General features: G+C 46.7%; 27 protein-coding genes. 2 read left to right on the forward strand and 25 right to left on the reverse strand.

The genetic code is table 11. The features are described from left to right. Window positions 1–120 precede the first annotated feature (120 nt). The 17 genes from glyS to rpsU form a co-directional block, all read right to left on the reverse strand. A complete protein-coding gene (gene glyS / locus R5H20_RS15300) occupies window positions 121–2,160 on the reverse strand; it encodes a glycine--tRNA ligase subunit beta (RefSeq protein ID WP_006637597.1) in 2,040 nt (679 codons plus the stop codon). After that, a complete protein-coding gene (glyQ, locus tag R5H20_RS15305; RefSeq protein WP_006637598.1) occupies window positions 2,153–3,040 on the reverse strand; it encodes a glycine--tRNA ligase subunit alpha in 888 nt (295 codons plus the stop codon). The genes glyS and glyQ overlap by 8 nt, the downstream gene beginning before the upstream one ends. 336 nt (window positions 3,041–3,376) lie before the next feature. Next, window positions 3,377–4,147, reverse strand: a complete 771-nt coding sequence (gene recO / locus R5H20_RS15310; RefSeq protein WP_006637599.1) for a DNA repair protein RecO — start codon at window positions 4,145–4,147, stop codon at window positions 3,377–3,379. A 38-nt stretch (window positions 4,148–4,185) separates the two neighbouring features. Further along, on the reverse strand, window positions 4,186–4,329 hold the full coding sequence (locus R5H20_RS15315) for a YqzL family protein (RefSeq protein ID WP_006637600.1): 144 nt from the start codon (window positions 4,327–4,329) through the stop codon (window positions 4,186–4,188). A gap of 160 nt (window positions 4,330–4,489) precedes the next feature. Further along, complete coding sequence (era, locus tag R5H20_RS15320; RefSeq protein WP_006637601.1) at window positions 4,490–5,395, reverse strand: GTPase Era; 906 nt, start codon at window positions 5,393–5,395, stop codon at window positions 4,490–4,492. Next, window positions 5,376–5,828: a cytidine deaminase gene (locus R5H20_RS15325; protein ID WP_236835380.1), complete on the reverse strand. Its 453-nt coding sequence runs from the start codon at window positions 5,826–5,828 to the stop codon at window positions 5,376–5,378. The genes era and R5H20_RS15325 overlap by 20 nt, the downstream gene beginning before the upstream one ends. 97 nt (window positions 5,829–5,925) lie before the next feature. Continuing rightward, a complete protein-coding gene (locus R5H20_RS15330; RefSeq protein ID WP_006637603.1) occupies window positions 5,926–6,306 on the reverse strand; it encodes a diacylglycerol kinase family protein in 381 nt (126 codons plus the stop codon). Beyond that, the gene (ybeY, locus tag R5H20_RS15335) at window positions 6,284–6,760 is read right to left on the reverse strand and encodes an rRNA maturation RNase YbeY (protein ID WP_006637604.1); all 477 of its coding nucleotides are present in this window, start codon (window positions 6,758–6,760) and stop codon (window positions 6,284–6,286) included. Before ybeY ends, R5H20_RS15330 begins: the two co-directional genes overlap by 23 nt. After that, window positions 6,757–8,847 carry an HD family phosphohydrolase gene (locus R5H20_RS15340; protein WP_051056678.1) on the reverse strand — a complete coding sequence of 697 codons (2,091 nt, stop codon included), beginning with the start codon at window positions 8,845–8,847 and terminating at the stop codon, window positions 6,757–6,759. Before R5H20_RS15340 ends, ybeY begins: the two co-directional genes overlap by 4 nt. A gap of 109 nt (window positions 8,848–8,956) precedes the next feature. Continuing rightward, a complete protein-coding gene (locus R5H20_RS15345) occupies window positions 8,957–9,916 on the reverse strand; it encodes a PhoH family protein (protein WP_006637606.1) in 960 nt (319 codons plus the stop codon). Beyond that, the gene (gene yqfD / locus R5H20_RS15350) at window positions 9,913–11,109 is read right to left on the reverse strand and encodes a sporulation protein YqfD (protein WP_006637607.1); all 1,197 of its coding nucleotides are present in this window, start codon (window positions 11,107–11,109) and stop codon (window positions 9,913–9,915) included. Before yqfD ends, R5H20_RS15345 begins: the two co-directional genes overlap by 4 nt. A 16-nt stretch (window positions 11,110–11,125) precedes the next feature. Then, a complete protein-coding gene (gene yqfC, locus R5H20_RS15355) occupies window positions 11,126–11,407 on the reverse strand; it encodes a sporulation protein YqfC (protein WP_006637608.1) in 282 nt (93 codons plus the stop codon). Window positions 11,408–11,470: 63 nt separating this feature from the next. After that, window positions 11,471–11,905, reverse strand: coding sequence for a hypothetical protein (locus tag R5H20_RS15360; protein WP_006637609.1), 435 nt, complete (start codon window positions 11,903–11,905; stop codon window positions 11,471–11,473). A gap of 31 nt (window positions 11,906–11,936) precedes the next feature. Then, on the reverse strand, window positions 11,937–12,929 hold the full coding sequence (floA, locus tag R5H20_RS15365; protein WP_006637610.1) for a flotillin-like protein FloA: 993 nt from the start codon (window positions 12,927–12,929) through the stop codon (window positions 11,937–11,939). A gap of 23 nt (window positions 12,930–12,952) precedes the next feature. Then, window positions 12,953–14,272, reverse strand: coding sequence for an NfeD family protein (locus R5H20_RS15370; RefSeq protein WP_006637611.1), 1,320 nt, complete (start codon window positions 14,270–14,272; stop codon window positions 12,953–12,955). Window positions 14,273–14,415: 143 nt separating this feature from the next. Further along, entirely contained in the window at window positions 14,416–14,862 is a 447-nt protein-coding gene (locus R5H20_RS15375) for a GatB/YqeY domain-containing protein (RefSeq protein ID WP_006637612.1), read from the reverse strand. 14 nt (window positions 14,863–14,876) lie between these two features. Beyond that, on the reverse strand, window positions 14,877–15,050 hold the full coding sequence (gene rpsU, locus R5H20_RS15380; protein ID WP_003183654.1) for a 30S ribosomal protein S21: 174 nt from the start codon (window positions 15,048–15,050) through the stop codon (window positions 14,877–14,879). A 185-nt stretch (window positions 15,051–15,235) separates the two neighbouring features. On the opposite strand from rpsU, the gene R5H20_RS15385 reads away from it, so the two are divergent. Then, complete coding sequence (locus R5H20_RS15385; protein ID WP_006637613.1) at window positions 15,236–16,165, forward strand: Na/Pi symporter; 930 nt, start codon at window positions 15,236–15,238, stop codon at window positions 16,163–16,165. Between the two features lie 35 nt (window positions 16,166–16,200). Further along, the gene (locus R5H20_RS15390) at window positions 16,201–16,722 is read left to right on the forward strand and encodes a GNAT family N-acetyltransferase (protein WP_006637614.1); all 522 of its coding nucleotides are present in this window, start codon (window positions 16,201–16,203) and stop codon (window positions 16,720–16,722) included. Between the two features lie 72 nt (window positions 16,723–16,794). Here the strand turns inward: R5H20_RS15390 and mtaB are convergent, their stop codons facing one another. From mtaB to hemW, 8 genes are all read right to left on the reverse strand, one after another. Continuing rightward, entirely contained in the window at window positions 16,795–18,150 is a 1,356-nt protein-coding gene (gene mtaB / locus R5H20_RS15395) for a tRNA (N(6)-L-threonylcarbamoyladenosine(37)-C(2))-methylthiotransferase MtaB (protein WP_006637615.1), read from the reverse strand. Between the two features lie 2 nt (window positions 18,151–18,152). Continuing rightward, complete coding sequence (locus R5H20_RS15400; protein ID WP_006637616.1) at window positions 18,153–18,920, reverse strand: 16S rRNA (uracil(1498)-N(3))-methyltransferase; 768 nt, start codon at window positions 18,918–18,920, stop codon at window positions 18,153–18,155. 24 nt (window positions 18,921–18,944) lie between these two features. After that, window positions 18,945–19,880, reverse strand: a complete 936-nt coding sequence (prmA, locus tag R5H20_RS15405; protein ID WP_006637617.1) for a 50S ribosomal protein L11 methyltransferase — start codon at window positions 19,878–19,880, stop codon at window positions 18,945–18,947. A gap of 23 nt (window positions 19,881–19,903) precedes the next feature. Then, window positions 19,904–21,031: a molecular chaperone DnaJ gene (dnaJ, locus tag R5H20_RS15410; protein WP_006637618.1), complete on the reverse strand. Its 1,128-nt coding sequence runs from the start codon at window positions 21,029–21,031 to the stop codon at window positions 19,904–19,906. A 178-nt stretch (window positions 21,032–21,209) separates the two neighbouring features. Next, window positions 21,210–23,045 carry a molecular chaperone DnaK gene (gene dnaK / locus R5H20_RS15415; RefSeq protein WP_006637619.1) on the reverse strand — a complete coding sequence of 612 codons (1,836 nt, stop codon included), beginning with the start codon at window positions 23,043–23,045 and terminating at the stop codon, window positions 21,210–21,212. Between the two features lie 23 nt (window positions 23,046–23,068). After that, entirely contained in the window at window positions 23,069–23,662 is a 594-nt protein-coding gene (gene grpE / locus R5H20_RS15420; RefSeq protein ID WP_006637620.1) for a nucleotide exchange factor GrpE, read from the reverse strand. A 78-nt stretch (window positions 23,663–23,740) separates the two neighbouring features. Continuing rightward, window positions 23,741–24,772: a heat-inducible transcriptional repressor HrcA gene (gene hrcA, locus R5H20_RS15425; RefSeq protein WP_006637621.1), complete on the reverse strand. Its 1,032-nt coding sequence runs from the start codon at window positions 24,770–24,772 to the stop codon at window positions 23,741–23,743. 80 nt (window positions 24,773–24,852) lie between these two features. After that, a complete protein-coding gene (gene hemW / locus R5H20_RS15430; RefSeq protein WP_006637622.1) occupies window positions 24,853–25,992 on the reverse strand; it encodes a radical SAM family heme chaperone HemW in 1,140 nt (379 codons plus the stop codon). Between the last annotated feature and the right edge of the window lie 22 nt (window positions 25,993–26,014).

A 26,014-nucleotide genomic window follows, 5' to 3' on the forward strand; every position in this document is an offset into this window, starting at 1 on the left:
CAATTACATTTGAATTCTATGAAAAGAACAAGCGCAATTTGTCAGAAATGTGAAGATGCGCTTTCTGTTTTTTGGCAAAAAGACGGCTGCCCAAATGGTTAGCAACCGTCATCTGCCTGTTTATTTTACAATGATGTCATCGATGTTTGCAAAAGTCCTGATTAGCTCCGCCAAACTTGCCATTTGCGCTAAACGATTTTCTTTTAATCTTTCATCCTCGGCGTGCACCATCGTATGGTCGAAATAAGCTGCGATCGGCGCTTTCAGTCTGCCAAGCTCACGGAAGGCTCCTTCATAATCCTTTGCTTCATAAAGCCCCGCGATCTGCCGTTTGCACTCTTCATACGCTTGATAGAGCTTCTCTTCTTGAGGGTTTTCAAACAGTGACGGGTCAATGGCCGTTGATTCGCTTTTTTTGCTGATCGAAATCACCCTTGACAGCGCCTCAGCCGTTTCTTTGAAATCCGGTTTGGCTGCCGCTTTCTCAAGTACGGCTGCTTTTTTGAGGGCCGAATACGGCTCCAGCTCTGTGCTTTCCAGTACGGCGTCCACCACGTCATAACGAATGTTTTCTGCTGTCAGTACATATTTGAGACGCTGTTTAAAGAAATCGAGCAGCTCGCTGTTTTCCTTTTGCTCTGTAAAAGAAATCAGCTTTTCAAACGAAATTCCCCAATTCCGGTCAATCAGGATTTGGACGATTCCGCTCGCCTGCCGTCTCAAGCCGTACGGGTCCTGGGAGCCTGTCGGAGTCACACCGATCTTGAAGAAGGAAGCGACCGTATCAAGCTTATCCGCTAATGCTACCACCGCACCGACAACAGATGAAGGCGTCTCACCGCCGGCCTGTCTCGGCATGTAATGCTCATTGACCGCACGGGCAACGCTTTCGTCTTCGCCGAGCATCCGGGCGTATTTTTCACCCATGATTCCTTGAAGTTCAGGGAATTCATAGACCATATGTGTGACCAAATCGAATTTGGATATGTTTGCGGCACGGTCAATCAGCTTAGCCGTTTCATCGTCTGCACCGATTTCCTGTGCGATCCGTCCAGCGATCGCCGCAGTTCGTTTCACCTTGTCGCCAAGTGAACCCAGCTCTTCATGGAAGACGATCTTTTCGAGCTTTTTCACATTTTCCTCGATATTTAATTTTTGATCTTCCTTGTAGAAGAAGGCTGCGTCTGAAAGGCGCGCTCTTAATACCTTTTCATTTCCTCTGGCGACGTTTTCAAGGGCGCGGCTGTTTCCGTTGCGCACCGTCACAAAGAAAGGAAGCAGACTGCCGCTTTCGCCTTTGACAGGAAAATAGCGCTGATGCTCTTTCATCGTGGTCACGAGGACCTCTTCAGGAATTGACAGAAATTCCTCTTCAAATGAGCCGAACAATACGGTTGGATATTCAACAAGATGGTTGACTTCATCCAGTAATTCTTCGTCTCTAGGAATGTTCCACGATTTTTCCGCTGCCAGCTTGTCTAGCTGCTCTGTAATGAGCCGCTTGCGTTTTGCCGGATCGGCTATGACAAATTGGCCCGCCAATTTGTCCTCGTATTCGGACGGGCTGCTTAATTCAACAGCTTTTCCGAGGAAGCGGTGTCCCTGCGTCATCCGGCCGCTTTCGACATGCGCGACAGAAAAAGGAACGACTTCGCTGCCGAATAAAGCGACGATCCATTTAATCGGACGGATATATTTAAGGTCTTCGCTGCCCCAGCGCATATTTTTCGGAAAGTGAAGGCTTGTTACCAAATCACCCAGTTCAGGCAGCAGCGAAATGGTTTCCTGGCCCTTTTGAAATTTTTGGACGAATGCATATTCCGTCCCTTTTATGTCTTTAAAATATAGATCTTCCGGGCTTGCCCCTTGCCCCCGCGAGAAGCCGATTGCCGCCTTCGTCCATTCGCCGTTTTCATCAAGGGCGATTTTTTTGGCCGGCCCTTTCGCTTCTTCCTTCACATCGTCCTGCTTTTCAGCGGTGTTTTCTACAAGGACCGCGAGCCTTCTTGGGGAATTGAACAGCCGGATATTGCCGTATGCAATATTTTTTTCTTTCAGCCAGCTTTCGATTTTTTCTCCCAACTGCGTCATGCTGTCGTGCATGAACCGCGCCGGCATTTCTTCTAATCCGATTTCTAACAGCAGATCTTGATTACTCATGGGATGCCTCTTCCTCCTTCAGCATTGGAAAGCCCAGCTTTTCGCGCTCATTATAATATGTTTTCGCCACTTTTCTGGCCAGGTTTCGGACCCTTGCGATATAACCGGTCCGTTCCGTAACGGAAATGGCTCCTTTTGCATCAAGCAAGTTAAAGGTGTGGGAGCATTTCAGGACATAGTCATATGCCGGATGGACAAGGCCCTGATCCATTTGGCGGTTGGCTTCTTTTTCGTACGTGGCGAACAAGTCAAACAGCATATCCACGTCAGACGTTTCAAACGTATAAACGGAATGCTCGTATTCGGCCATCATAAATAAATCTCTTATCGTGTAGCCCTTGGTCCATTCCAAATCAAACACATTCTCTTTGTCTTGAATATACGACGCCAGTCGTTCGATGCCATATGTGATTTCAACAGATACCGGCTTGCATTCTAGACCGCCGACCTGCTGAAAATAGGTGAATTGCGTGATTTCCATACCATCAAGCCATACTTCCCAGCCAAGGCCGGCACAGCCGAGCGACGGATTTTCCCAGTTGTCCTCGACAAACCGGATATCATGCTCCAAAGGATCGATTCCGAGCGCTTTTAATGAATCCAGATACAGCTCTTGAATGTTGTCCGGAGACGGCTTGATGATGACCTGGAACTGATGGTGCTGATAAAGCCTGTTTGGGTTTTCGCCATATCTTCCATCTGCAGGCCGTCTTGACGGTTCTACATACGCGACCTTCCACGGCTCAGGTCCGAGGCTCCGCAAAAATGTATAAGGGCTCATTGTCCCCGCGCCCTTTTCCACATCATACGACTGCAAAAGAACGCAGCCTTCATTAGACCAATGCTTTTGCAGCGTTAAAATCATTTCTTGAATATTCAAAATGAAGCACCTCCACAATACGTTTTCAGGTTATGCATAGGGGAAACTGGGCAGAAAAAACTCCCGTCCCTATGCTTGTTGTTCACAAACATAGGGACGAGAGTTCTCCCGCGGTTCCACCCTATTTGCTAAAGATCGCCTTTAGCCTCTTTTTTAAAAGCTGCTCAGGGAATGCCTTTCATTACGCTCTCATCTCCGGCTTCCACCGTCCCGGAGTCGCTTGTATGAGGCGGCGCAACTACTTCTTTCCGTCAACGCAGCATCATTATTGAATCTGACAGCGGACATACGGCCCGCACTCTATAGACATGATCTTATAAAAAGATGAAGAGGTTGTCAACTTTTGTTTTCATTGCCGAGCATTTTTTTCATATTGTCCATCTGTTCCATAAAGCGCCGCGATTTCAGAAAAATTCCCGAGTACTCGTCATAATAGAGCTGGATGACTCTTTTCAGCTCTTCCTTTGTTTCACGTTTTACCGATACATTCCCGAGCCTTGACAGGTCAAAATAAAAAAGCAGTCTCAAAAGCCTGGCTGAAGCGGGAGACATCGGCACCCGATAAGGGTCCTTCGCAAAGCAGCGATGGCATATAAAGCCGTTGTCGCGGATTGAAAAATGGAATGTTCCGTCTTTGCTCTTGCAATGGACGCATTCATTTAATTCCGGATAAAGCCCGATTACGCCGAGCATTTTGACTTCGATCAGGTTTGTAATGATGTCCGGATCAGTCCCGTCATTCAGCCTTCTCATCGATTGAAGAAGCAGTTCGAATAAAAACGGGTTCGGTTTCTTTTCATCCGTGCCTTTGTCAACCAATTCGGCGATATAAGCGGCATGCGCCGTTAAAAAAAGGTCCTCGCGAATATTCCGCATGCTTTCAAGCATTTCGCCCTGCTCAAGCGTACCGAGTCCGGACGATTTCCGAAATAAAAACGAAGCGTAGAGAAAGGGCTGGGAAATAGCCGACAAGCGGCTGTTCGGTTTTTTTGCGCCTCTTGCCAGTACACCGATTTTCCCATGCTCCCTTGTCAAAATTGTCAAAATTTTATTGGTTTCACCATAATCGTTCGTACGAAGGACGATACCTTCACATTTCGTCAGCATATGTTGCACCATCCAAAAATTGGAGGATTCAAGCAAGATCACAAAATTGGAAAGTCAATTTGCGCTAGCTCTTCTTCAAGTTCATCGGGTCTTTCCAGGTTCTCCTTTTCAAGTTCTTTAAAAAGGAGGTACGTATCAACGTTTCCTGTTTGTGAAAATACATTCCAAGTAAAATTCAGCATAAAAAGCCCCACCTTTCTGTTTATAACTAGCTTTTTAAACATCCAAATCTTAAGCTTATCTTGACCTTGTATCCTCCATTTCATGTTAAACAATTTTTTCTAGTATAACTTTGATTTCGAGAGATTTTGTAACGACTAATCCTCGGTCAAGCTCGGTTCGTTAATACTCGTCTTCCTTAAATCCAAAATCACGAAGCTGAGACATCTTATTGCGCCAATCCTTCTGCACTTTAACCCAAAGCTCCAAGTAAACCGATGAGCCGAGCAAAGCTTCAATATCGGCCCTTGCCCGTTTGCCTATTTCTTTCAGCAGACTGCCTCGTTTTCCAATGACAATGCCTTTTTGCGAATCGCGCTCAACGACAATCGTCGCGCTCACATAAACAGAACCGTTTTCCCTTTCTTTAATGGAATCGATGCTGACCGCAATGCTGTGAGGGATCTCTTCCCTTGTCAGATGCAGCACTTTTTCCCGAATCAGCTCAGAAATGATGAAGCGTTCTGGATGATCCGTCACCTGGTCACTCGGGTAAAACTGCGGACCTTCCGGCAAATAATGTTCAATTTGGTTTAAAAGAGTGTCAATATTATTTCCCTCAAGGGCAGAAATCGGAATGATTTCTTTAAACGGGTATCTGGCCCTGTATTCATCAATGAGCAGAAGCAGTTCATCCGGATGAATCTGATCGATTTTATTGACGATCAAAAACACCGGGGTCGTTAAACCCTTTAAGCGTTCGATGATAAATTCATCGCCTTTGCCGTATCCTTCCGCAGCATTAATCATGAACAATATAATGTCGACCTCTTTCAGGGTATTCTGGGCAACCTTCATCATGAAGTCGCCCAGCTTGTGCTTCGGCTTATGGATGCCCGGCGTATCGATAAAGATGGTTTGAGACGTGTCAGTCGTTAATACGCCCTGCACTTTGTTTCTCGTTGTCTGCGGCTTATCGCTCATGATCGCAATTTTTTGGCCGATCACGCGATTCAAAAAAGTAGATTTTCCCACGTTGGGACGTCCGATAATGGACACGAATCCTGATTTAAAGCTTTCCTTTGTCATGTAAATCCTCCGATGAAAATGCTCCTGGCAGTAATTCTTGAACAGTTGTTTCTTCAATTTGGCCTTTTAGATTGGTCAAAATAACAGGCATGTTTTTTGAACAGAGTTCGGCTATCACCTGTCTGCACGCTCCGCATGGTGATACAGGGCGGGGCGTATCTGCGGCAACGGCAAGCATTTTAAAGGCTTTGTCCCCTTCAGAGTAAGCCTTGAACAGCGCCGTCCGCTCGGCACAGTTGCACAGGCTGTATGCAGCATTTTCAATGTTGCAGCCTTTATACACCTTGCCGTCCTCTGTCAGGAGGGCAGCGCCGACTTTGAACTTTGAATACGGAACATATGCAAGTTCCCTTGCTTTTAATGCTTCTGCAATCAGCTCTTGTTTCGTCAATGTGTTAATTCCTTCCTGTAACGGTTTTGATACCGCTAACACTTTTATTTTACATAAAAATGGCTGTTTTTTCACGCCCAAATCGAAAATGTAAAATTTTTGTAAGAATCTTTCGTCAGGCGGAAAACGAACACAATGGTTACAACAATTTTGACAAAAAGATGAGTAATCCAATGATACACGAAACAGCGGCAAAGACGCAAACCGCCCCTGCCGCTGCATCTTTGGCGGCTTTCGCCAGCGGATGGCTCTCTTTCGTGATTAAATCGACTGTGTGCTCAACGGCGGTGTTCATAAGCTCCAAAGCAAGCATTCCGCCAATGAGGATGAAGATGACGGCCCATTCCAAAACGGACAGCCTGAAAACGAAGCCGCAAACAATCACAATGATTGCGGCTCCGGTGTGTATTTTAAAATTGCGCTCGGAAATGAACGTCTTGAAAATTCCTGTGAAGGCGTGCGAAAAACTTTTTTTCAGCCGGCGCCATTCATTCGGTTTATGAGGATCTTGAGAGCCCATATTTGTTCAAAAGATCCTTCTGTTTAGTAAACATTTCTTTTTCTTCTTCCTCTGTCATGTGGTCATATCCGAGCAAATGCAGGAACCCGTGAACGCTTAGAAAACCGAGCTCTCTCATCAAAGAGTGGCCGTATTCCTCCGCCTGTTCCTTCGCCTTATCGGCACTGATGATAATATCGCCGAGTACGGGCGGCATATCGGCTCCGATGATCTCGACTTCTCCTTCTCCGTCTTCTTCAAGAGCAAACGAGATGACGTCGGTCGGGTAGTCTTTCCCCCGGTATTCCTTATTGATTTGTTGTATTTCTTCATTTGTCACGACCGTAACGGATACTTCCGCCTGATCGGCGACGTTTTCTTCTTTCGCCGCAAATTGAAGAAGCTTTTCAATTTCCTCAAGCTGCCCCTCTGAGAGGCGGCCTGTTTCATCTGAGATATCGAGAATTAAACTCATGAGTGTTTCACCTTCTGTTTTGGATTAGCGTCCGGATATTCGATCCGGGAATGGAAAATGCCTTTTAGCGTTTCACACAGCGTCTTGGCTATTATATTGAGTTCTTTAAGGGTCAGATCACATTCATCGAACTGCCCGTCCTGAAGCTTGTCGGAAATAATGCCTCGCACAAGCTTTTCAATCCTTTCCGGGTTCGGGTTGTGCATCGACCGCACGGCCGCTTCCACGCTGTCCGCCACCGAAATGATCGCCGCTTCCTTCGATTGCGGTTTTGGCCCGGGATAGCGGAATTCTTCTTCAGTCGTCTGGTCTCCTTTTTCTTTCGCCTTATAATAGAAAAACTTCAGCAATGACGTCCCGTGGTGCTGTTCGGCGATATCGACCAATTCTTTCGGCATTTTATGTTCCTTCAGCATTTCCGCTCCGTCTGTCGCGTGCGAGATGATAATGTTTTTGCTCAGCTGCGGAGAAAGCTTGTCATGCGGATTATCAATGTTCATCTGGTTTTCGATAAAATACTGCGGCCGCTTCGTCTTTCCGATATCGTGATAATAAGCGCCGACCCTCGCCAGCAGTCCGTTGGCCCCTACCGCTTCACAGGCCGCCTCGGATAAATTGGCGACCATGACGCTGTGGTGGTACGTGCCTGGCGTCTCCGTCAGAATTTTGCGGAGCAGCGGGTGGTTCGGATTGGAAAGCTCGATCAGCTTCATTGTCGACAATATGCCAAATCCGCTTTCGAAAAACGGCATTAAGCCCAGCACAAGAACGGAAGATCCGATGCCCGACACCGCTCCCATGATAAGATAAGTGCCCATTTCCAAACCCGACTGCGCCGTATTTTGAATCAGCTGCAGGGTAAACATGACGACAATGTTGACAAATGAGACAAACAGCCCCGCCTGAAGGATCTTTGATCTTCTATTATACTTTCCTAAAAACAGTATACCCGCGATCGAACTAATCAAAAAGTAGGTTGCAATTTCGTAATTGAACGTCCCTGTGACACCTTGGTTGAACATCATGCTTCCGCAAATGGAAAGAATCATGCTTGCCAGGATCGCCAGCCGTTCGTTGATTAACAGTTTAATCAGCATGACGCCCATGGCGATTGGAACCAGATAGCCGATATGGCTGATTTCAAGCTCCTGAAACAGGCTGATGACTTCCATCACGATCAAAACGATCGCCGTAATCAATGAAAACAGCATCAGCGATTTGTTCTTCGGCAGCCTGCTTTTATGCTGCTTTTCAAAAAAGTATACAAGAGCGGCGATAAAAAGCCCGATTAAAAGCAGCAGTCCGCCGACCGGTTTATAAATGTTGGCTCCGCTTAACAATCCGGTCAATTCAAGCTTTCGGTACACTTCTCTGTCGATCAGCTGATTCTCCTCAACGAGGATCTGCCCCTGTTTAATCTGCACCTGCTGAACGCTGTCCGCCGCTTCCTGGCGCTTTTGCTCAGTTTTGTCAGGGTCATAGACATAATTGGGAATAATCGCAAACCGGACGATTTCATTGGCGGCATTCTTTAATTTTGAAGGGACTGAGTTGCCCTTCAGCTCTTTTGCGGCTTTTTCCTTTGCTTCCTCAAGTTTTCCGGCGGGAATTTCTTCACTCATCACATCATTAACTGCGGTGATGACAGAATCCTGAGTCATGGAAAGCTCGCCGTCGCTCGCCTTCAATAGGCTTTTGACAGACTCATGCGAAAGAAAATCCGTGACATCTGAAGTCAGCTTTTCTTCCGCGGATTTGATTTGTTCTTTTTCCCCTTTATCCTTTTCGGCGCTTTCCTTCTTGACCTCCTTGATGATGTCAAATATTGATGCGACAAGGTCCACCCTGTTGTCGGAATATTCCTTTTTAAGGGTGTATTGATCGGGAACTTCCTCCCGCGCTTCTTGCTTTTTAGCAGCCGTTGCTTTTTGGTCTTCAACCGTAGCCGGAGCATAAATGGTATTTTCGCTGATCGAAAACAAATCCAGGTCTAGAGACTGTGGTCTGACATGCAAAAAAAGCAGGACCAGCATAAGCGCGGAAATTGCCGTATAAAGCATGACAGGAAGAATTTTTCCATTTTTCATACGGATGAGCCGGTTCTTTCCGTTTCTTTTTGTCTTCTTCAAAAAAAGCACCTCTTTTCCGGCAAGGAACTAAAAAATGACCCGATAGCGGGCGATCGGGTCATTTTAGTTATTTCGTCTTTTCGTATGCTTCAATAATTCGGGCGACAAGCGGATGTCTGACCACATCTGTCTGATCCAATTCAACGAATGAAATTCCGTCGATATCATAAAGCATGTTTTTCGCGACGGCAAGACCCGATGTGACTCCCTTCGGCAAGTCGATTTGCGTGATGTCGCCTGTAATCACCATTTTAGAACCAAAACCCAATCTCGTCAAAAACATTTTCATTTGTGCGGGTGTCGTATTTTGCGCCTCGTCCAAAATAACAAACGCGTCATCAAGCGTCCTTCCCCTCATATAGGCAAGCGGCGCAATTTCAATGGTCCCTCTTTCAAGCAGCCTTGCCGTATGATCTGAACCGAGCACATCGTGAAGGGCGTCATATAAAGGTCTTAAATAAGGATCGACCTTTTCTTTCAGATCACCCGGCAAAAAGCCGAGGCTCTCTCCTGCTTCAACAGCCGGTCTTGTCAGAATGATTTTTTTGATGTGTCCGTTTTTCAGCTCATGGACGGCTTTTACGACAGCCAAATAGGTTTTCCCCGTACCGGCAGGCCCGATGCCAAAGATTAAATCGTGCCGTTTCATGGCGGCGATATATTCTCTTTGGCCGATCGTTTTCACCCGTATCGGCTTCCCTTTGGCATTTTTCGTAATTTCCTCTTCATACATGCTTTCAAAAAACTCAAGCTTATGCTTTTTGGCCATCTTGATCGCATACAGGACGTCGCGTTCAGATATTTCAATCCCTTTGCGGATCAGATTCAAGAGGGAAGCGAGCAGACTGTCCACGATTTGAAAGGTTTCCTCGTCGCCTGCGACATATACCGTTTCACCCCGTGTCACAATCGAAACATTCAGTTCTTCCTCCATCATCTTCAGATGCGAATCCTGATTTCCAAACAGCGCCTGAGCTTCATTCGGACTTTCCAGTTGCTGATGAATCGCAAGTAAGTGTTCTGTCATTCTTTAGTCTCCTGAACAATTGGTGTTGTTTGAACAATGTCTTCAATAACTTGGTAAAGGATGATCAATTTAACTTTACCATTCTCACTCGTTTCGTGCAAAACTTTTTCACCGATAATATCTCCATCTTCACCGATTTTTTTCTGGACATCTTCTTTGCCCATTTTGATCCCTTCCCGGACCGCTTCTTTTTTAGTATATACTCTTTTGACTTGTTCGCTTTCCCTCGTCAGCTCCTTTTCATAAGCCACGGGAAGCGTAACATTCATGAAATGAAGCGAATGCGTTTCAACCTCTGTTTTCGGACGAGAGAGCTCTTCTTCTTTAAGAGTCACCCCCCAAAAAGGAATCGACAGAGAGCCGATGGAAAGCTTGTGCCTTGTCCTTACTTTACCCGTAAAAACATCAAATGATGTCTCAAGGGGAACCGTTACTGTTGACCTATACCAGGTTTCGCCGTATATTTTCCCTTTTGCCCCGACTTCTTGCTTTTCATCCTCGCTTCCGATCAGACCCGAAACAAGCATCTGCCCCTTGTCGACATGCTCATTGACTGTGACGAGAGGTTCGCCTTTTTCTACGAACATCTTGGAGATGGTCGCTCTTTTCTTGGCGATGATATGCCGCGGGCCGATATATTTTTCCTTGTCCGGCTCGTTTTTTTCAACCACTTTCATATGGAGGGCTGTCCCGTTCAACTCGATACCGACCCATGTGATGTTGTCAATGCTCTTTGTGAGCGACTGCTGAATTTTCTCCGGCGTCACCATCAGAAATTGCAAACGTCCTTTTTTCACCCCGATTTGATCAAGCTGCTGCCTGATTTGATGTTCGGTTTCCGGCTGGGCGCCGGAAATGTCAATCTTCCACAGCATATTGGAAAGGATGAACATCAGAACGAAAAAAGCGGCAATGCCCAGTGTAAATCCGCTATTCCGCTTTGATTTCTGAAGCATAAAGGGAAAGCCCTTCCGCTTTGTGAAGCGGCATTTGCAGTCAAAATGCCTGATGACCCTCCGAAAGGCATGTACATCAGAAAGCAGAATATAAAGAAAGACAGAGTCTTTCCTTTTTTTCACATCGAACAGCGGGATGCCGCGCCTTGTGCATTCATTTAATAAACGTTCGATTCCCATTCCCGTGACTTCAAGCTGTATCTTCCCTGAAAAAAAAGAAAGCCATTTATTCTTCACGCCTCTTCCCCCTGACTTATGAATCAATATAGCGAACAAGCTCGATCGTGCCTTCAAGCAAAATCTCCTCAGGCAAAATCGTTTTTATGACGAAATCTTTGCCTTGAATGATGCACTGCCCCTGCTTGAGCATCAGCCGTACTTCCCGGTCGCTGAAAAGCAGGAGTCCTCTGTGGTTCTCGATATATATGTGAAGTCTTCCGATCATTGTAATCCGCGGAAGATCCATCATGACGTCGGGGGGGATTTCCAATGTTCTTGTCAGCCACGCTTTGATGCGGTTTTTTCTTTGCGCCATAAAAAAAGAACCCCCTTTCATCTCATATGTATGAGTGAGAAAGAGGTTCTAACACTTTTAATTTTATGGGCGGCGCCTCATGGTGGAATGGGGCTTCCGTGAACGGGGAGGACCCATTACCTCGCTGAGGACGATTCCTTGAAGAACGGTGTTTTGATTCAGCTCGATCATGTCTTGCAAAGGCTTCGGCGAATGGCCGATTTGTCTTTTTATCGACCGTTCAATGGCAGGCATTGACCGTTCAACGCTCGTTTTGACTCTCTCAAGCTCTTTGATCATGTCAGTGCCCTTTTGCGCCGCTGCCTGCACCTCGGCTTTACCGGATGATTCCAATGGTTTTGCCTGCTTCTTTGGCGCTTCTGCTTTCGGCCGCTGAGGTTTCTTCTTGTGTTTTGCCTCATCGCTTTCATCATTCTTACCTAGACGGTTGAAGATGACGGAAATGATTCCGAGGATGACGGCCATGATGATCGGATTGTCAAAAAGTATGTCAAGCAAGGCGCTCCCTCCTTTTTATCAGGGGCTTTGTTTATTTATGATCCTCTTCAGACTGGCCTTTCGTCATCTTTCCGAAAGAATCGCGCATATCTGTGTCTGCATCAATGTTTTTCATATTGAGATAATCCATGACGCCGATCTTTCCGCCGCGGAGGGCTTCAGACATGGCAAGCGGCACTTCGGCTTCCGCTTCGACCACTTTGGCGCGCATTTCTTCGACGCGGGCGCGCATTTCCTGTTCTTGGGCGACGGCCATTGCGCGGCGCTCTTCCGCTTTTGCCTGGGCGATGTTTTTATCCGCTTCAGCCTGATCGGTTTGGAGAATGGCTCCAATGTTTTTGCCGATGTCCACGTCGGCGATATCAATCGAAAGGATTTCAAACGCCGTACCTGAATCCAAGCCTTTGCTCAAGACCGTCTGTGAAATCATATCCGGATTTTCCAGCACCTTTTTATGGTTATCAGACGAACCGATTGTCGAAACGATCCCTTCACCTACACGGGCGATGATCGTTTCCTCGCCGGCTCCCCCGACAAGGCGGTCGATGTTTGCCCGCACCGTAATTCTCGCTTTCGCTTTTACCTCGATTCCGTCCATCGCAACACCTGCGATAAACGGGGTTTCGATTACTTTTGGGTTGACGCTCATTTGAACAGCTTCAAGAACGTCGCGGCCCGCCAGATCGATTGCTGCACATCTGGCAAATGTCAGTTCGATGTTTGCGCGGTGGGCGGCGATAAGCGCGTTGACGACCCTGTCAACGTTTCCCCCTGCAAGATAGTGGCTTTCAAGCTGATTATTGGAGACATCCAGTCCTGCTTTGTGCGCCTTGATCAGCGGGTTGACAACACGGCTCGGAATGACGCGGCGAAGCCTCATCCCGATCAGCGTGAATATGCTGATTTTTACTCCCGCGGCTAAAGCCGAGATCCACAGCATGACAGGGACAAATGTAAAAAAGATGGCCAATAAAATAATCCCTGCTGCAATTAATGCTAAAAGTAATAAAGTTGACGGATCCATAATGTTCCTCCTTAAATATCGTTTTATATTTCTCTCACGACAATCCGTGAGCCTTCCACTTTAACCACTTTGACTTTCTTGTCTTTTTCGGTAAACGTGCCTTCTGACACGACATCAAGCCGTTCGTCGTCGATAATGACCGTTCCGGATGGCCTGAGCGGTGTATGCGTGACCCCGATCTTTCCGACTAAATCGTGGCGGCTTACGTTTGAGACATATCCGCTTTCCGTATTTGTTGAATCGGTTAATATGAATTTCTTGAAAAACTTCATACGCTTCCCCAACACCCTTGTCAATAGAATGGATGCCGCTATCGAAACAGCAGTTGCAATCAAAATGGAGAGGGCCATTACCTTAATGCTTCCAGAAGCTAAAAAGAGGCTCGCAACAACGGCGATCAATCCGATAATTCCTGCTATTCCGCCCGGCAGAAAAAGTTCCAATATGATCAAAACAATTCCGGCGATAAAAAGAAGGAGTGTTTCCATTCCGGCAAGCCCTGCCACAAGATGGCCGTAGAAAAAGAGCATCAGCGCCGAAAGCCCCATAAAACCCGGTATTCCAAAGCCGGGTGAATAAAGTTCGACAACCAGTCCAAGGCTCCCGATCGAAAGCAGAATCGGAATGACAATCGGATGGGTGAGGAACCGAGCCACCTTTTCGGCAAAACTGACTTCAGCATGTTCAACCTTGGCATCTTCCAGGTGCAGCTTTTTCAAAAGGTCTTCAAGGCTTTCAGCGGTGCCTTCCGAGTACCCGACATCAAGCGCCTTCTCAGGACTCAATGTCAAGAGCTTTCCCTTTGGCGCTCCCGCTTCTTTGGCATCGACGCCGGCATCGGCCATCGCAAGCGCGTATTTCGGATCACGCCCGTTCTTTTTGGCCGCATCCTCCATTTCCGCCAGCCACAAAGATTCGGATTTTTTATCCGCGGCGTTTCCCTTTGAATCGATGATAGCGGCAGCTCCCATTTTTCCTCCGGGCGCCATGTAGATATCGTCCGCATTTAATGCGAGGTACGCGCCCGCCGAAAGAGCCCGCCTGTTGACATAAGCGGTCACCGGAATATCGGAGTTATGTATCGTATCAGCCATTTCAAGGGCTGCATCAACCGCTCCGCCCGGCGTATTGATATCAAGGATAATATGTTTGGCATTCATATCTTGGGCTTCCCGAAACGACCGCTCAAGAAATTTAGAAAGTCCCTTTTCTACCGTTTCTTCGACAGGGATGACATAGACCGTATCACCATCCGCTTTCACGGTCAAATGAACCCCTACAAATAAGGATAAAATAAAACCGCATATAAGGGCAACTAAAATTCGGGATTTTTTCAATAACAAGGGCTTTGCTTCCTCCTTCCTTCTTATCATCAGCTTTACATACGTTACAAATGTATCAAAGGTTTCAAAATTTGATTACTTTTCTATTTTATGACCGCACAGCAAAAAAGACACCTTTCAGATGATGAAAGGTGCCTCTTTCTTTAAGACAGTTGTTTGCTGACAAGCTTGTTGACGAGGCCCCCGTCTGCCTTTCCTTTAACCTTGGGCATGACGGCGCTCATGACTTTGCCCATGTCCGCTTTTGAAGAAGCGCCGACCTCGTCGATCGTCGCATTGACGATGTCAAGCAGCTCTTCTTCCGTCAGCTGTTCGGGCATATAAGCTTCCAAAATGTCTAACTCTTTTTGAACTTTATCTACTAAATCTGAACGATTAGCGTTTGAAAATTCATGGAGGGAGTCTTTACGCTGTTTTAATTCACGAGAAAGAACAGTCAGTTCTTCATCTTCGGTCAGCCTGTCTTTCTTAAGCTTGATTGCTTCGTTTTGAAGCGAAGCCTTCACCATGCGAATGACGGTCAGTTTGTCTTTCTCACGGTTTTTCATACTGAGCTTCATATCTTGATTCAGACGCTCAAGAAGACTCATAAATCCACCCTCTTTTAATATTTGCGCTTTCTGGCAGCTTCAGACTTTTTCTTGCGTCTTACGCTAGGTTTTTCATAAAATTCACGCTTTCTTGCTTCTTGCAAAGTACCTGTCTTTGATACACTGCGTTTGAAGCGACGAAGAGCATCTTCAAGCGATTCGTTTTTTCTAACGACCGTTTTTGACATTCTCTTTCCCTCCCTCCGAATACACCAATCGACTGCTTTAAAAAAGACATACATTGAAACATGTACTTTGACATTATAATATAAGCCTTCGGTAAGGTCAACCAAACGAATTGTTTTATTGTTTAGTCATCATTTCGGCGGCTTGTCTGTATACATATACAAAGGAGGCTCATTTCGAAAATCTGATGATTATGTTTATCTTATTCGTGTTTTTAATCGTCCTTTTTCTGGCAGGCATGAACATGCTGAGAAAAGGCCTGATTTCGCTGACATTTGAAAAAATTGAAAAACGGCTGCTTTTATTCACGGATCATCCGCTAAAAGCTTTTCTCGTCAGCATTGTTTTCACAGGAATTTTGCAAAGCAGCTCCGCGTTTATGGTGATTGTCATCGGGTTTGTCAGCGTGGGCGCTCTTTCGTTTAAACGTTCGATCCCGCTCATTTTGGGGACGAACATCGGTTCCACGTTTACAACGGAATTTTTAGCTGTCAAGCTGGAGTTATTGATTGTCGTCCTTGCGGCAGGAGGAGCGCTTCTGTTGATTACAAGAAAATCTCCTTTTCGGCATGTAGGTCTGAGCATGATCGGTTTGGGCGTGATCTTTTTCTGCATCAACGGATTCAGCCGCCTTGCCGTACCGTTGTCACGGCTCGAATCAGGAGCATATATCGTGAACCTTGTCGAACATTCATCATTTTATGCTTTGATCATTGGAACGGTTCTGACCGCCATCATCCATTCGAGTTCGGCCTGTGTCGGCATCCTGATGAGCTTCATGGATCAGGGGGTTGTCGGACTGACCGAGGCGATGAGCGTTGTTCTCGGCTCAAACATCGGGACATGCATCACGGCCGTGATGGCTTCTGTTAAAGGAGGCGCCGCCGCCAGACAAACGGCGTATGCCCATGTTGTGTTTAATTTGATCGGCGCTGCTGCCGTCTATCCTGCTCTATCATCCATCACTGGACTGGTTGCCGGCCTTTCCGCCAGCCCGGCTCAGCAGATCGCCCATTTCAGCCTGTTATTTAACGTTGTCACTGCCGTTCTTTTTTTGCCCCTGACCAATGTTTTTCATTCATTTATTATGTTTCTTGTTCCAAACCGAAACCGCTAATGATGGTATAATTTGGTGAAAAGGTGGTGAAAAAAATGTCCAACAGGGATGTGAAAATCCGAAAAGCTGTTTTAGCAGACGCAAAAGGAATCGCCCGGGTGCATGTCGACAGTTGGAAAACGACATATGCCAATATCGTTCCAGACGATTACTTGCAAGGTTTAACATATGAAAAACGGGAACAGATATGGATAAAAAACATCCCTCTCGGCGGCGTATACGCAGCAGAAAACAACGAAGGGGAAATCGTCGGCTTTTCCTCCGGCGGTGCCGAAAGAAGCGGCAAATACAGCGGATTTGACGGGGAATTATATGCCATATATATTTTAAAGGAGTATCAAGGACATGGTATTGGAAAAGCACTTTTTAAACAAATTATTGATGAAATAAAAGGAATGGGCTTACGCTCTATGATTGTTCTTGTCTTGAAAGAAAATGTATCCCGTCTATTTTATGAAGCGCTCGGGGGTCAAAAAATAGATGCTATTGAAGTCGAGATTGGGGGAAGAAAACTTTCTGAACTTGTGTATGGCTGGGAAGATATTCGAACACTCTAGCTTTACGCCGCCAAAAAGTTCCCATGTATAAAAAAACCGGTGCACCTTTTGGTGAACCGGTTTTTAAAACATTTAAGATGATAGACGCATGCTTTCAGGTACGCTGTCATCTGCGATGCGGACGAACTGTCCTTTATTGTAAGGATAGCCCGCTTCTGTGATTTTCACTTTGACAAGCTGGCCGATCATCTCTTCTGATCCTTCGAAAACCACTTTCATATAGTTGTCCGTATAGCCGACATACAGGTTGTCTTCGCCCGTTTCTGTAAACTGCTCCTCAGGAATGATCTCGAGAACGTCTCCTTCATAATCTGAAGCATATTCTTTTGCCAGCTGGTCTGATAGAGCAATCAGTTTGTGAACCCGTTCGTTTTTCACGTTTTCATCGACCTGATCGTCCATGCGTGCAGCCGGAGTGCCCGTCCGTTTGCTGTATGGGAAGACGTGGAGCTCTGAAAACTTGTGCTCTTGAATAAAGTTATAGGTCTCCATGAATTCTTCTTCCGTCTCTCCCGGGAAGCCGACGATGACATCGGATGTAACCGCAAGACCGGGGAGCGCTTTTTTAAGCTTTGTCAATCGGTCGGCGAAAAATTCCATTGTGTATTTTCTTCTCATCCGTTTCAGGACGCTGTTTGAGCCTGATTGAAGCGGAATGTGCAGGTGTCTGACAATTTTGTCTGACTTGTCGAGCACTTCAATAACCTCATCGGTTATTTGGCTCGCCTCGATTGAAGAGATACGGATTCGTTTCAAGCCTTTTACACGGCTGTCCAATTCTTTCAGGAGCTGTGCAAAATTATAATCCTTCATGTCCTCTCCATATCCGCCGGTATGGATGCCTGTCAGAACGATTTCCTTATAGCCGGCATCGACCAGCTGCTGCGCCTGGCGGATGACTTCTTCCGGATCACGGGAACGGAGAAGGCCGCGGGCCCATGGAATAATGCAGAATGTGCAAAAATTGTTGCAGCCTTCCTGAATTTTCAAAGAAGCGCGCGTCCGGTCGGTAAACGCCGGCACGTCAAGCTCCTCAAACACCCGGGCTTTCATGATGTTGCTGACACCGTTGATCGGTTGTCTTTCCTCTTGGTATTGCTTGATATATCCAAGCATTTTTTCACGATCTTGTGTACCGACGACGATGTCAACACCTGGAATCGCCATGATTTCCGCAGGGGACGTCTGGGCATAGCAGCCTGTCACGCAAATGACGGCATCAGGGTTTTGCCGGATCGCCCGTCTGATGACCTGGCGGCTTTTTTTATCGCCTGTGTTAGTGACGGTGCATGTATTAATGACATAAACATCTGCTGTGCTTTCAAAATCTTTTCGTTCATAACCGGCTTCTTTAAAGAGCTGCCAAATTGCTTCTGTTTCATAATGGTTGACCTTGCAGCCAAGGGTATGAAATGCAACGGTTGCCATTGTTATTCACCTCTTAATAACTCTGTATGATAGGAAACTGCCGCCAAAGCGTAAAGCGGCGCCGTTTCCGCCCTTAATATGCGCGGTCCGAGCCCGCAGGCGAGAGCGCCTTTTTCTTTGAGCGCTTCGATCTCGCTTTCTGAAAACCCGCCTTCCGGACCAAACACCATCAGCAGGGAAGAACCTTCCGGCAGGTCTTTGATCACGGATTGAAACTGGCTGTTTTCTCCTTGTTTCGATGACTCTTCGTATGCAACGACACATTTATCGAAGCTTGGAAGGCTTTCAAGCAAGCCTTTAAACGTAAGGACGCCCCCCACTTCGGGAATCTTGTTTCTGTGGGACTGCTCCGCAGCTTCCTTGGCGATTTTCAGCCATCTCTCCCGTTTTTTCTTCGCCTTTTTATGATCGAGCTTCACGACCGACCGCGACGCCTCAAAGGGGAAAAACGAGCTTGCCCCGAGCTCGGTGCCTTTTTGAATGATCCATTCGAGTTTATCACCTTTCGGGAGGCCGTTTGCGATGTGGACTCGGATCGGCAGCTCGCGATTTTTCCCGGTCCAGTCCACAACGGATAGCACAACCTCTTCCTTTGACAAAGATTCAATCCGGCATTCGGCTTCATGGCCGTCCTTCGCACAGCACATGACATGATCGCCCGACGACATTCTCATCACATTGACGATGTGGTGGACGTCTTCTCCTTTAATGATGACTGCGGGCAATGCAGTGATCTCCTGTTTTGTTTGTTCGATAAAATATCGTTGCATACGCTTTTAGACACCTACTAACGATTATTTTTGGGCGATGATGCTGACCCAGTCCTCCATGGAAAGCACTTCAATGATCGTGAAGCCCTCTTTTGCAAGAGCGTCTTTGACTTCCTGTTTTTTCTGCTGAATGATCCCCGACGTGATAAAATAGCCTCCTTCTTTCAGCAGATCGTAGGCCTGCTTTGTAAAACGAAGAATGACTTCCGCCAAAATGTTTGCGACAATGACATCTTTTTCTCCTGCAATCCCGTCGAGCAGATTGTTTTGCTTGATGTCGATGCGATCTGCGACTTTATTAAGCTTGGAATTCAAACGGGCGCTTTCAACGGCAACCGGATCAAGGTCGTACGCCTCTACCCGGTCGGCTGCGAGCATGGCTGAAGCGATGCTCAAAATGCCTGTTCCCGTTCCGACGTCCACGACTGAGTCGCCTTTCTTCACATACCTTTCAAGCGCCTGTATACAAAGGACTGTGGTCGGGTGCGTCCCTGTTCCGAATGCCATTCCCGGATCCATCTCGATGATCAGCTCATCTGTATGAACCGGCGTATACTCTTCCCAAGTCGGAACGATCGTAAATTTTTCGGAAATCTTCACGGGATGATAATATTTTTTCCAAGCTGTCGCCCATTCTTCTTCATTCACCTCACTGATGGTGATTTTATTTCTTCCGAGGTCAATATCATATAACAACAGATTGTTAATGGTTTCCTTGATGCCTTCCACGGTTTCTCCCAAAAAGCTGTTGATCGGGAGATACGCTTTGATGATGACCCCTTCATCAGGGTAATCATTGGGGTCGAGCTGGTAGATTTCTCCGTACACATTCTCACGTTCTTTTGTTAAATCAAGCGGATCTTCAATCACCACTCCACTCGCACCAGCTTCATGCAAAATATTTGAGATGGGCTCAACCGCTTCATTTGTCGTGTGAATGCAGATTTCGGACCATTTCATACTACCAACTCCTCATCCAATCATTAATCACCTTTAAAGGCGCGTTTTACTTTATCGAAAAAACTCATTTCCTGTTCATCTGGCATATTTCCGCTCACTTCAGCAAACTCGCGGATAATTTTTTTCTGGCTTTCCGTTAAATTGGTCGGTGTGACGACGCGGACGACGATATGCTGGTCGCCTTGTCCATATCCGCGGACATTTGCTACGCCTTTCCCTTTTAAGCGGAACTTCGTACCCGTCTGCGTTCCTGCAGGAATCTTTAATTTTACTTTTCCGTGAAGTGTCGGCACTTCGATCTCATCTCCGAGCGCGGCCTGTGCGAAAGTCAACGGCATTTCGCAGTAAATGTCGTCTCCGTCACGCTCGAAAAATTCATGCGGACGAACGCGGAAAACGACGAATAAGTCACCTGACGGTCCACCGTTTACACCCGGTTCGCCCTGTCCGGCCACCCGAAGCTGCTGGCCGTCATCCACACCCGCCGGAATGGTGACATTGATTTTCTTGCGTTTTTTCACTGTTCCTGCTCCGCCGCATGTTGAGCATTTGTGCTTAATTTGCTTGCCTGTACCGTTACAATAATGACAAACTCTCCGGTTGACGACCTTGCCGAATGGTGTGGACTGCTCCATGTTCAGCTGGCCTGATCCTCCGCAGTGTGAACATGTATCAGGTTTGGTCCCCGGCTTTGCGCCTGAACCATGGCATGTATCACACGTTTCCTCGCGCGGGATTTCGATTGTTGTCTCTTTTCCGAAAGCCGCTTCTTCAAACGACAGCGTCATCGTATATTGCAGATCGGCTCCCTGCCTCGGGGCATTTGGGTCTCTCCGTCTCGCGCCGCCGCCGAAAATGCTTGAGAAAATATCGTCAAAACCAAAACCGCCGAAGTCGCCGCCGCCAAAACCGCCGCCGCCGAATCCCTGGTTTGGATCGGTATGGCCGAATTGGTCGTAATGGGCCCGTTTTTGGTCATCAGAAAGTGTTTCATAAGCTTCTTTCACTTCTTTGAATTGATCAGCCGCTCCGGCTTCTTTGTTGATGTCCGGGTGATATTTTTTGGAAAGCTTGCGGTAAGCTTTTTTTATCTCATCTTTTGAAGCGCTCTTACTTACCCCAAGCACCTCATAGTAATCACGCTTACTCATCTCTTCACACTCCCGATTTTCTCACATAAATTAGATTGTATCATTTCAAATTATGTTTTTTCAATTCCTTTTGTCCCTAAGGAAGAAAAAAGTCAAAGTCAAGAGATCCTGACTTTGACTTTCATCGCCGGTAAGGTCATATACTGTGCGGGCCATGCCCGCACAGCTTTTTATTTTCTTACTTTTTGTCCTGGTCGTCGTTCACTTCTTCAAATTCTGCGTCTACGACATTGTCATCCGCTTTTTTGGCTTCTCCGCCTGCTTGCTGTGCTTGTGCTTGTTTTGCGGCTTCTTCGTAAAGCTTCGTTGAAAGCTCTTGAACGATGGTTTGCAGTTCTTCTTTCTTCGCCTTGATGTCATCAAGGTTATTGTTCTCGATCGCGCTTTTTAGCGCGTCTTTTGCTTCATTTGCTTTTTTGACTTGCGCTTCGTCCACTTTGCCTTCAAGGTCTTTCAGCGTTTTTTCAGTGGTGAAGACAAGCTGGTCAGCTTCGTTGCGAAGCTCGATTTCTTCTTTTTTCTTCGCATCGGCTTCAGCATTTTCTTCAGCCTCTTTTACCATGCGCTCGATCTCATCATCAGAAAGACCTGAAGAAGATTTGATCGTAATATTTTGTTCTTTGCCTGTACCAAGATCCTTCGCGCTTACGTTTACGATACCGTTTTTATCGATATCAAATGACACTTCGATTTGCGGAACACCGCGTGGTGCCGGCGGAATGTCGGTAAGCTGGAAACGTCCGAGCGTTTTGTTGTCGGCAGCCATCGGGCGTTCACCTTGAAGAACGTGGATGTCAACAGCTGTCTGGTTGTCAGCCGCTGTTGAGAACACTTGTGATTTGCTTGTCGGAATTGTTGTGTTCCGATCAATCAGTTTTGTGAATACGCCGCCCATTGTTTCGATACCGAGTGATAAAGGTGTCACGTCAAGAAGGACTACGTCTTTGACGTCTCCAGTGATGACGCCGCCTTGGATCGCTGCGCCAAGCGCTACCACTTCATCAGGGTTTACGCCTTTATGAGCTTCTTTTCCAGTCTCTTTTTTGATTGCTTCCTGTACAGCCGGAATACGTGTTGATCCGCCGACAAGGATGACTTTGTCAATCTCGCTCGCAGAAAGCCCCGCATCTTGAAGCGCTTGACGGACAGGACCCATTGTGCGCTCTACTAGATGAGAAGAAAGCTCTTCAAATTTCGCACGTGTCAGCGTCAGTTCAAGGTGAAGCGGACCCGCGTCTCCCGCTGTGATAAACGGCAGGGAGATTTGCGTAGAAGACACGCCGGAAAGGTCTTTTTTCGCTTTTTCAGCTGCATCTTTCAAACGCTGAAGCGCCATTTTATCTTTTGAAAGGTCGATTCCGTTTTCTTTTTTGAATTCTGAGACGAGATGATCGATGATCACTTGGTCAAAGTCGTCTCCGCCAAGACGGTTGTCACCCGCTGTAGAGCGGACTTCAAACACGCCGTCACCAAGCTCAAGAATGGAAACGTCAAATGTACCGCCGCCAAGGTCGTATACGAGGATCGTTTGATCTTCATCCGTTTTGTCAAGACCATAGGCAAGCGCAGCCGCAGTCGGCTCGTTGATGATCCGTTCAACTTCAAGTCCGGCGATTTTACCGGCATCTTTTGTCGCTTGACGCTCTGCATCGTTGAAGTATGCAGGAACAGTAATAACGGCTTTTGATACAGTTTCGCCAAGATAGCTTTCAGCATAGGATTTCAAATGCTGAAGAATGATGGCAGATACTTCTTGAGGCGTGTACTTTTTGCCTTCGATTTCAACTGTATGGTCTGTGCCCATATGGCGTTTGATCGACATGATCGTATTCGGGTTCGTGATGGACTGGCGTTTCGCCACTTCGCCCACTTGGCGTTCTCCGCTTTTAAATGCAACAACTGACGGAGTCGTGCGGGCTCCTTCTGGGTTAGGGATGACTTTCGGCTCTCCGCCTTCAAGCACTGCAACGCATGAGTTCGTTGTCCCTAAGTCAATTCCGATAACTTTGCTCATGAAAATAACCTCCTGCTATGTAGTTATTGATTTACTTTCACCATAGAAGGACGGATCACCCGGTCCTTAAGTTTATAGCCTTTTTGCAGCTCTTCAACGACTGCATTTGATTCATATTGTTCATCCTCAACCTGCATCACGGCCTGGTGAAGGTTCGGGTCAAACTGCTGGCCGACGGAAGGGATTTCTTCAACACCTTCATTTTTAAGAGCCTCAAGGATTTGGCGGTGCACCATTTCCATCCCTTGAAGCAGGCTTTTCGTCTGCTCATTGTCAGGCTCGATCCCGAGAGCGCGATCAAAATTGTCGAGCGCCGGCAGCAAATCGCTGATGATGCGCTGTGAACGGTATTTTTCCGCTGCTTCAAGATCAAGGCGGGCACGTCGTTTGTAATTTTCAAAATCCGCCTGAACACGTAAAAGTTTATTTTCTTTCTCTTCAAGACGCTCTTGAAGTTCTTTTAGTTGCTTTTCAAGCAGTTCAGTTTGATTTTCTTCTGTCTGCTCATCGGCTTTCGGAGCCGCTTCTTCTGCTTCAGCAGTTTCAGCCGCTTCCGCTTCTGTCTTGTTCAGCTCTTCCTGCTCTTTTTGTTCCTGGTTTTGTTTTTCTTCTGCCATCTGTGTTCACCTCCCTTAAAGGTTCGTTCAATGATGAAGAGAAGGGAAAGCTCCCTTCTGCCTGTTTTCTGTACTGCCTTACCCATCATACAAACTTGTCAGCGCTTTTGACAAGTCAGACGATACATGCTGGAGCAAGCTGACAACGCGGGAATAATCCATCCGCGTCGGTCCGATTACCGCTATCGAGCCGATTTGTTTCGAACCGAGCGTATATGTGGCGGTAATCAGGCTGCAGTTTTCCATTTCTTCATAATCATTTTCTTTACCGATTTTAATGGTGATTCCGGCTTCTGTCGACTGAAAAAGCCGCAAAATCTCCTGTTCTTTCTCAATAAGCGACAAAAGGGATTTGACCCTTTCGATATCGTGAAATTCGGGCTGATTCAGCATATTAATCTTGCCGCCGAAAAACAGCCGGTCGGTATGGGCCGAAGAATCCAGCGTGGCGCCGAGCGCATTGAGAATCTGGTCATAGTTTTGAATGTGAGACCGCAAAAAGATGACCACTTCTTTAAAAATCCTGTCTTTAAGCTCTGATATCGGTACGCCCACAAGGCGTTCATTTAATATATTGACCAGCTTTTCAAGGTCTGAGAGATCGACCTCCGCCGGAAAATTAATCGTTTTATGTTCGACATGTCCCGTGTTTGTCACGAGAATCGCAATTGCCTTTTTCGGCTGGATCGGTACGATCTGAATTTGCTTCAAATGATTTTCACTCAGTCTGGGGCCGAGAACGATCGATGTATAATTTGTCAGGTCGGATAAGACTTGAGCCGATTTCTGAACGGCTTTTTCAAGTTCAAAGATTTTTTCTTTGAAAATGGAATGAATTAATTTCAAATCCGTCTTTGACAGCTTTCCTGGAGAAAGCAAATGATCAACATAATAGCGATAGCCTTTTTCAGAAGGAATCCGGCCTGAAGATGAGTGGGTTTTTTCAATAAATCCAAGCTCTTCCAAGTCAGCCATTTCATTTCTGATCGTAGCCGAGCTGAATGTGATGTCGTCTTTTTTAGAAAGTGTTCTTGATCCCACCGGCTGAGCTGAACGAATAAAATCGTTGACGATAACCTGCAAGATTAACAGCTGACGATTTGTTAACATTCATATCACCCCTGTTAGCACTCTCGGTGAATGAGTGCTAATTGTATATCAAAATTACCAAACCGCAATCAAAATGTCAATTATAACTCTCCCAAGAACGCCTGAAACACTTCATTACCCAATAGCTTTCCATCATGTGTCAAACATACGCTTTTTTCCGTGTTGAACACGAGTCCTTTTTCTTCGAGCGTGCGCAGGACGTCAGCGAAAAGATCGTCAAGCGGTGTGCCGTATTTCTCGAAAAACCGCTCTTTAGAAACGCCGGCTGTTTTTCGAAGACCGAGAAACATCTCTTCTTCAATCTGCTCATTTCTTGTCACCTGATGAATCTCCTTGTAAGGACACCCACTCTTGTCAATGAGGTCGATGTAATGTTTGACAGGGCCTGCGTTCACGGTTCGTTTGCCATTGATATAACCGTGTGCGCCCGCTCCAAAGCCAAAGTATTCTTCATTGCTCCAATATGTGAGGTTGTGCCTGCTTTCAAACCCTTTTTTCGCAAAGTTGCTGATCTCATATTGGTGGATGCCGGCCCCGGTCATTTTGTTCATGACAAGCTCATACATTTCAGCCTCCTGCTCCTGCTGGGGCAGGTGAAGGCGGCCTTTTTTCATCAGGTTGTAAAAGACGGTTTTCGGCTCGACAATGAGCGAATACACCGAATAATGCTCTGCGCCGAGAGACAGCGCCGTATCAAGCGATGCGTCAAGATGATGGACGGTCTGCCCCGGGAGGCCGAACATGAGGTCGAGGCTGATGTTTTCAAACCCCGCTTCTCTCGCCCTCTCAAAGGACGCGAACACATCTTTTTGCTCGTGAACTCTGCCGATCTTCTTCAGAAGCTCGTCTTCAAACGTTTGAACCCCGAAGCTCAGCCTGTCTACACCGGCTGCTTTCAACACGTTCAGCTTTTCGGACGAGAGATCGTCGGGATTGGCTTCGACGGCAAATTCAACCAAGCTTTCGGACGGCTTTAACACCGTGTGGATGGAGTCAAGCAATCGCTCAAGCTGACCGGCCGATAATGAAGTCGGCGTGCCCCCGCCGATAAAAATCGTCTTCAGCTCGGGGTGTCCGTTCGCCTCCATGGAATGGACCATTTCTTTTTCCAGTGAGCGCAAGTACTCGTCAACAGGCTGGCTTTGAATAAAAAATTTATTAAAATCGCAATAATGGCAGATGTGCTCGCAAAACGGAATATGGATATAAGCGGATTTCATTTATTTTTTCACCTTCTTTACG

This window comes from Bacillus sp. KICET-3 (assembly GCF_033261025.1).
GTDB lineage: Bacteria > Bacillota > Bacilli > Bacillales > Bacillaceae > Bacillus > Bacillus sonorensis.

What these genes read in the sequence shown, in the direction of transcription:
- prmA (WP_006637617.1), bottom strand. Translation starts at nt 19,880, where the DNA reads ATGAAATGGTCCGAAATCTGCATTCACACGACAAATGAAGCGGTTGAG.
- dnaJ (WP_006637618.1), bottom strand. Translation starts at nt 21,031, where the DNA reads ATGAGTAAGCGTGATTACTATGAGGTGCTTGGGGTAAGTAAGAGCGCT.
- R5H20_RS15315 (WP_006637600.1), bottom strand. Translation starts at nt 4,329, where the DNA reads ATGCTGAATTTTACTTGGAATGTATTTTCACAAACAGGAAACGTTGAT.
- dnaK (WP_006637619.1), bottom strand. Translation starts at nt 23,045, where the DNA reads ATGAGCAAAGTTATCGGAATTGACTTAGGGACAACGAACTCATGCGTT.
- hemW (WP_006637622.1), bottom strand. Translation starts at nt 25,992, where the DNA reads ATGAAATCCGCTTATATCCATATTCCGTTTTGCGAGCACATCTGCCAT.
- R5H20_RS15400 (WP_006637616.1), bottom strand. Translation starts at nt 18,920, where the DNA reads ATGCAACGATATTTTATCGAACAAACAAAACAGGAGATCACTGCATTG.
- R5H20_RS15345 (WP_006637606.1), bottom strand. Translation starts at nt 9,916, where the DNA reads ATGACAGAACACTTACTTGCGATTCATCAGCAACTGGAAAGTCCGAAT.
- R5H20_RS15330 (WP_006637603.1), bottom strand. Translation starts at nt 6,306, where the DNA reads ATGGGCTCTCAAGATCCTCATAAACCGAATGAATGGCGCCGGCTGAAA.
- glyS (WP_006637597.1), bottom strand. Translation starts at nt 2,160, where the DNA reads ATGAGTAATCAAGATCTGCTGTTAGAAATCGGATTAGAAGAAATGCCG.
- floA (WP_006637610.1), bottom strand. Translation starts at nt 12,929, where the DNA reads ATGGATCCGTCAACTTTATTACTTTTAGCATTAATTGCAGCAGGGATT.
- era (WP_006637601.1), bottom strand. Translation starts at nt 5,395, where the DNA reads ATGACAAAGGAAAGCTTTAAATCAGGATTCGTGTCCATTATCGGACGT.
- rpsU (WP_003183654.1), bottom strand. Translation starts at nt 15,050, where the DNA reads ATGTCAAAAACGGTCGTTAGAAAAAACGAATCGCTTGAAGATGCTCTT.
- mtaB (WP_006637615.1), bottom strand. Translation starts at nt 18,150, where the DNA reads ATGGCAACCGTTGCATTTCATACCCTTGGCTGCAAGGTCAACCATTAT.
- yqfC (WP_006637608.1), bottom strand. Translation starts at nt 11,407, where the DNA reads ATGGCGCAAAGAAAAAACCGCATCAAAGCGTGGCTGACAAGAACATTG.
- R5H20_RS15385 (WP_006637613.1), top strand. Translation starts at nt 15,236, where the DNA reads ATGATTATGTTTATCTTATTCGTGTTTTTAATCGTCCTTTTTCTGGCA.
- R5H20_RS15340 (WP_051056678.1), bottom strand. Translation starts at nt 8,847, where the DNA reads ATGAAAAATGGAAAAATTCTTCCTGTCATGCTTTATACGGCAATTTCC.
- ybeY (WP_006637604.1), bottom strand. Translation starts at nt 6,760, where the DNA reads ATGAGTTTAATTCTCGATATCTCAGATGAAACAGGCCGCCTCTCAGAG.
- R5H20_RS15390 (WP_006637614.1), top strand. Translation starts at nt 16,201, where the DNA reads ATGTCCAACAGGGATGTGAAAATCCGAAAAGCTGTTTTAGCAGACGCA.
- grpE (WP_006637620.1), bottom strand. Translation starts at nt 23,662, where the DNA reads ATGGCAGAAGAAAAACAAAACCAGGAACAAAAAGAGCAGGAAGAGCTG.
- R5H20_RS15375 (WP_006637612.1), bottom strand. Translation starts at nt 14,862, where the DNA reads ATGAGTCTTCTTGAGCGTCTGAATCAAGATATGAAGCTCAGTATGAAA.
- hrcA (WP_006637621.1), bottom strand. Translation starts at nt 24,772, where the DNA reads ATGTTAACAAATCGTCAGCTGTTAATCTTGCAGGTTATCGTCAACGAT.
- recO (WP_006637599.1), bottom strand. Translation starts at nt 4,147, where the DNA reads ATGCTGACGAAATGTGAAGGTATCGTCCTTCGTACGAACGATTATGGT.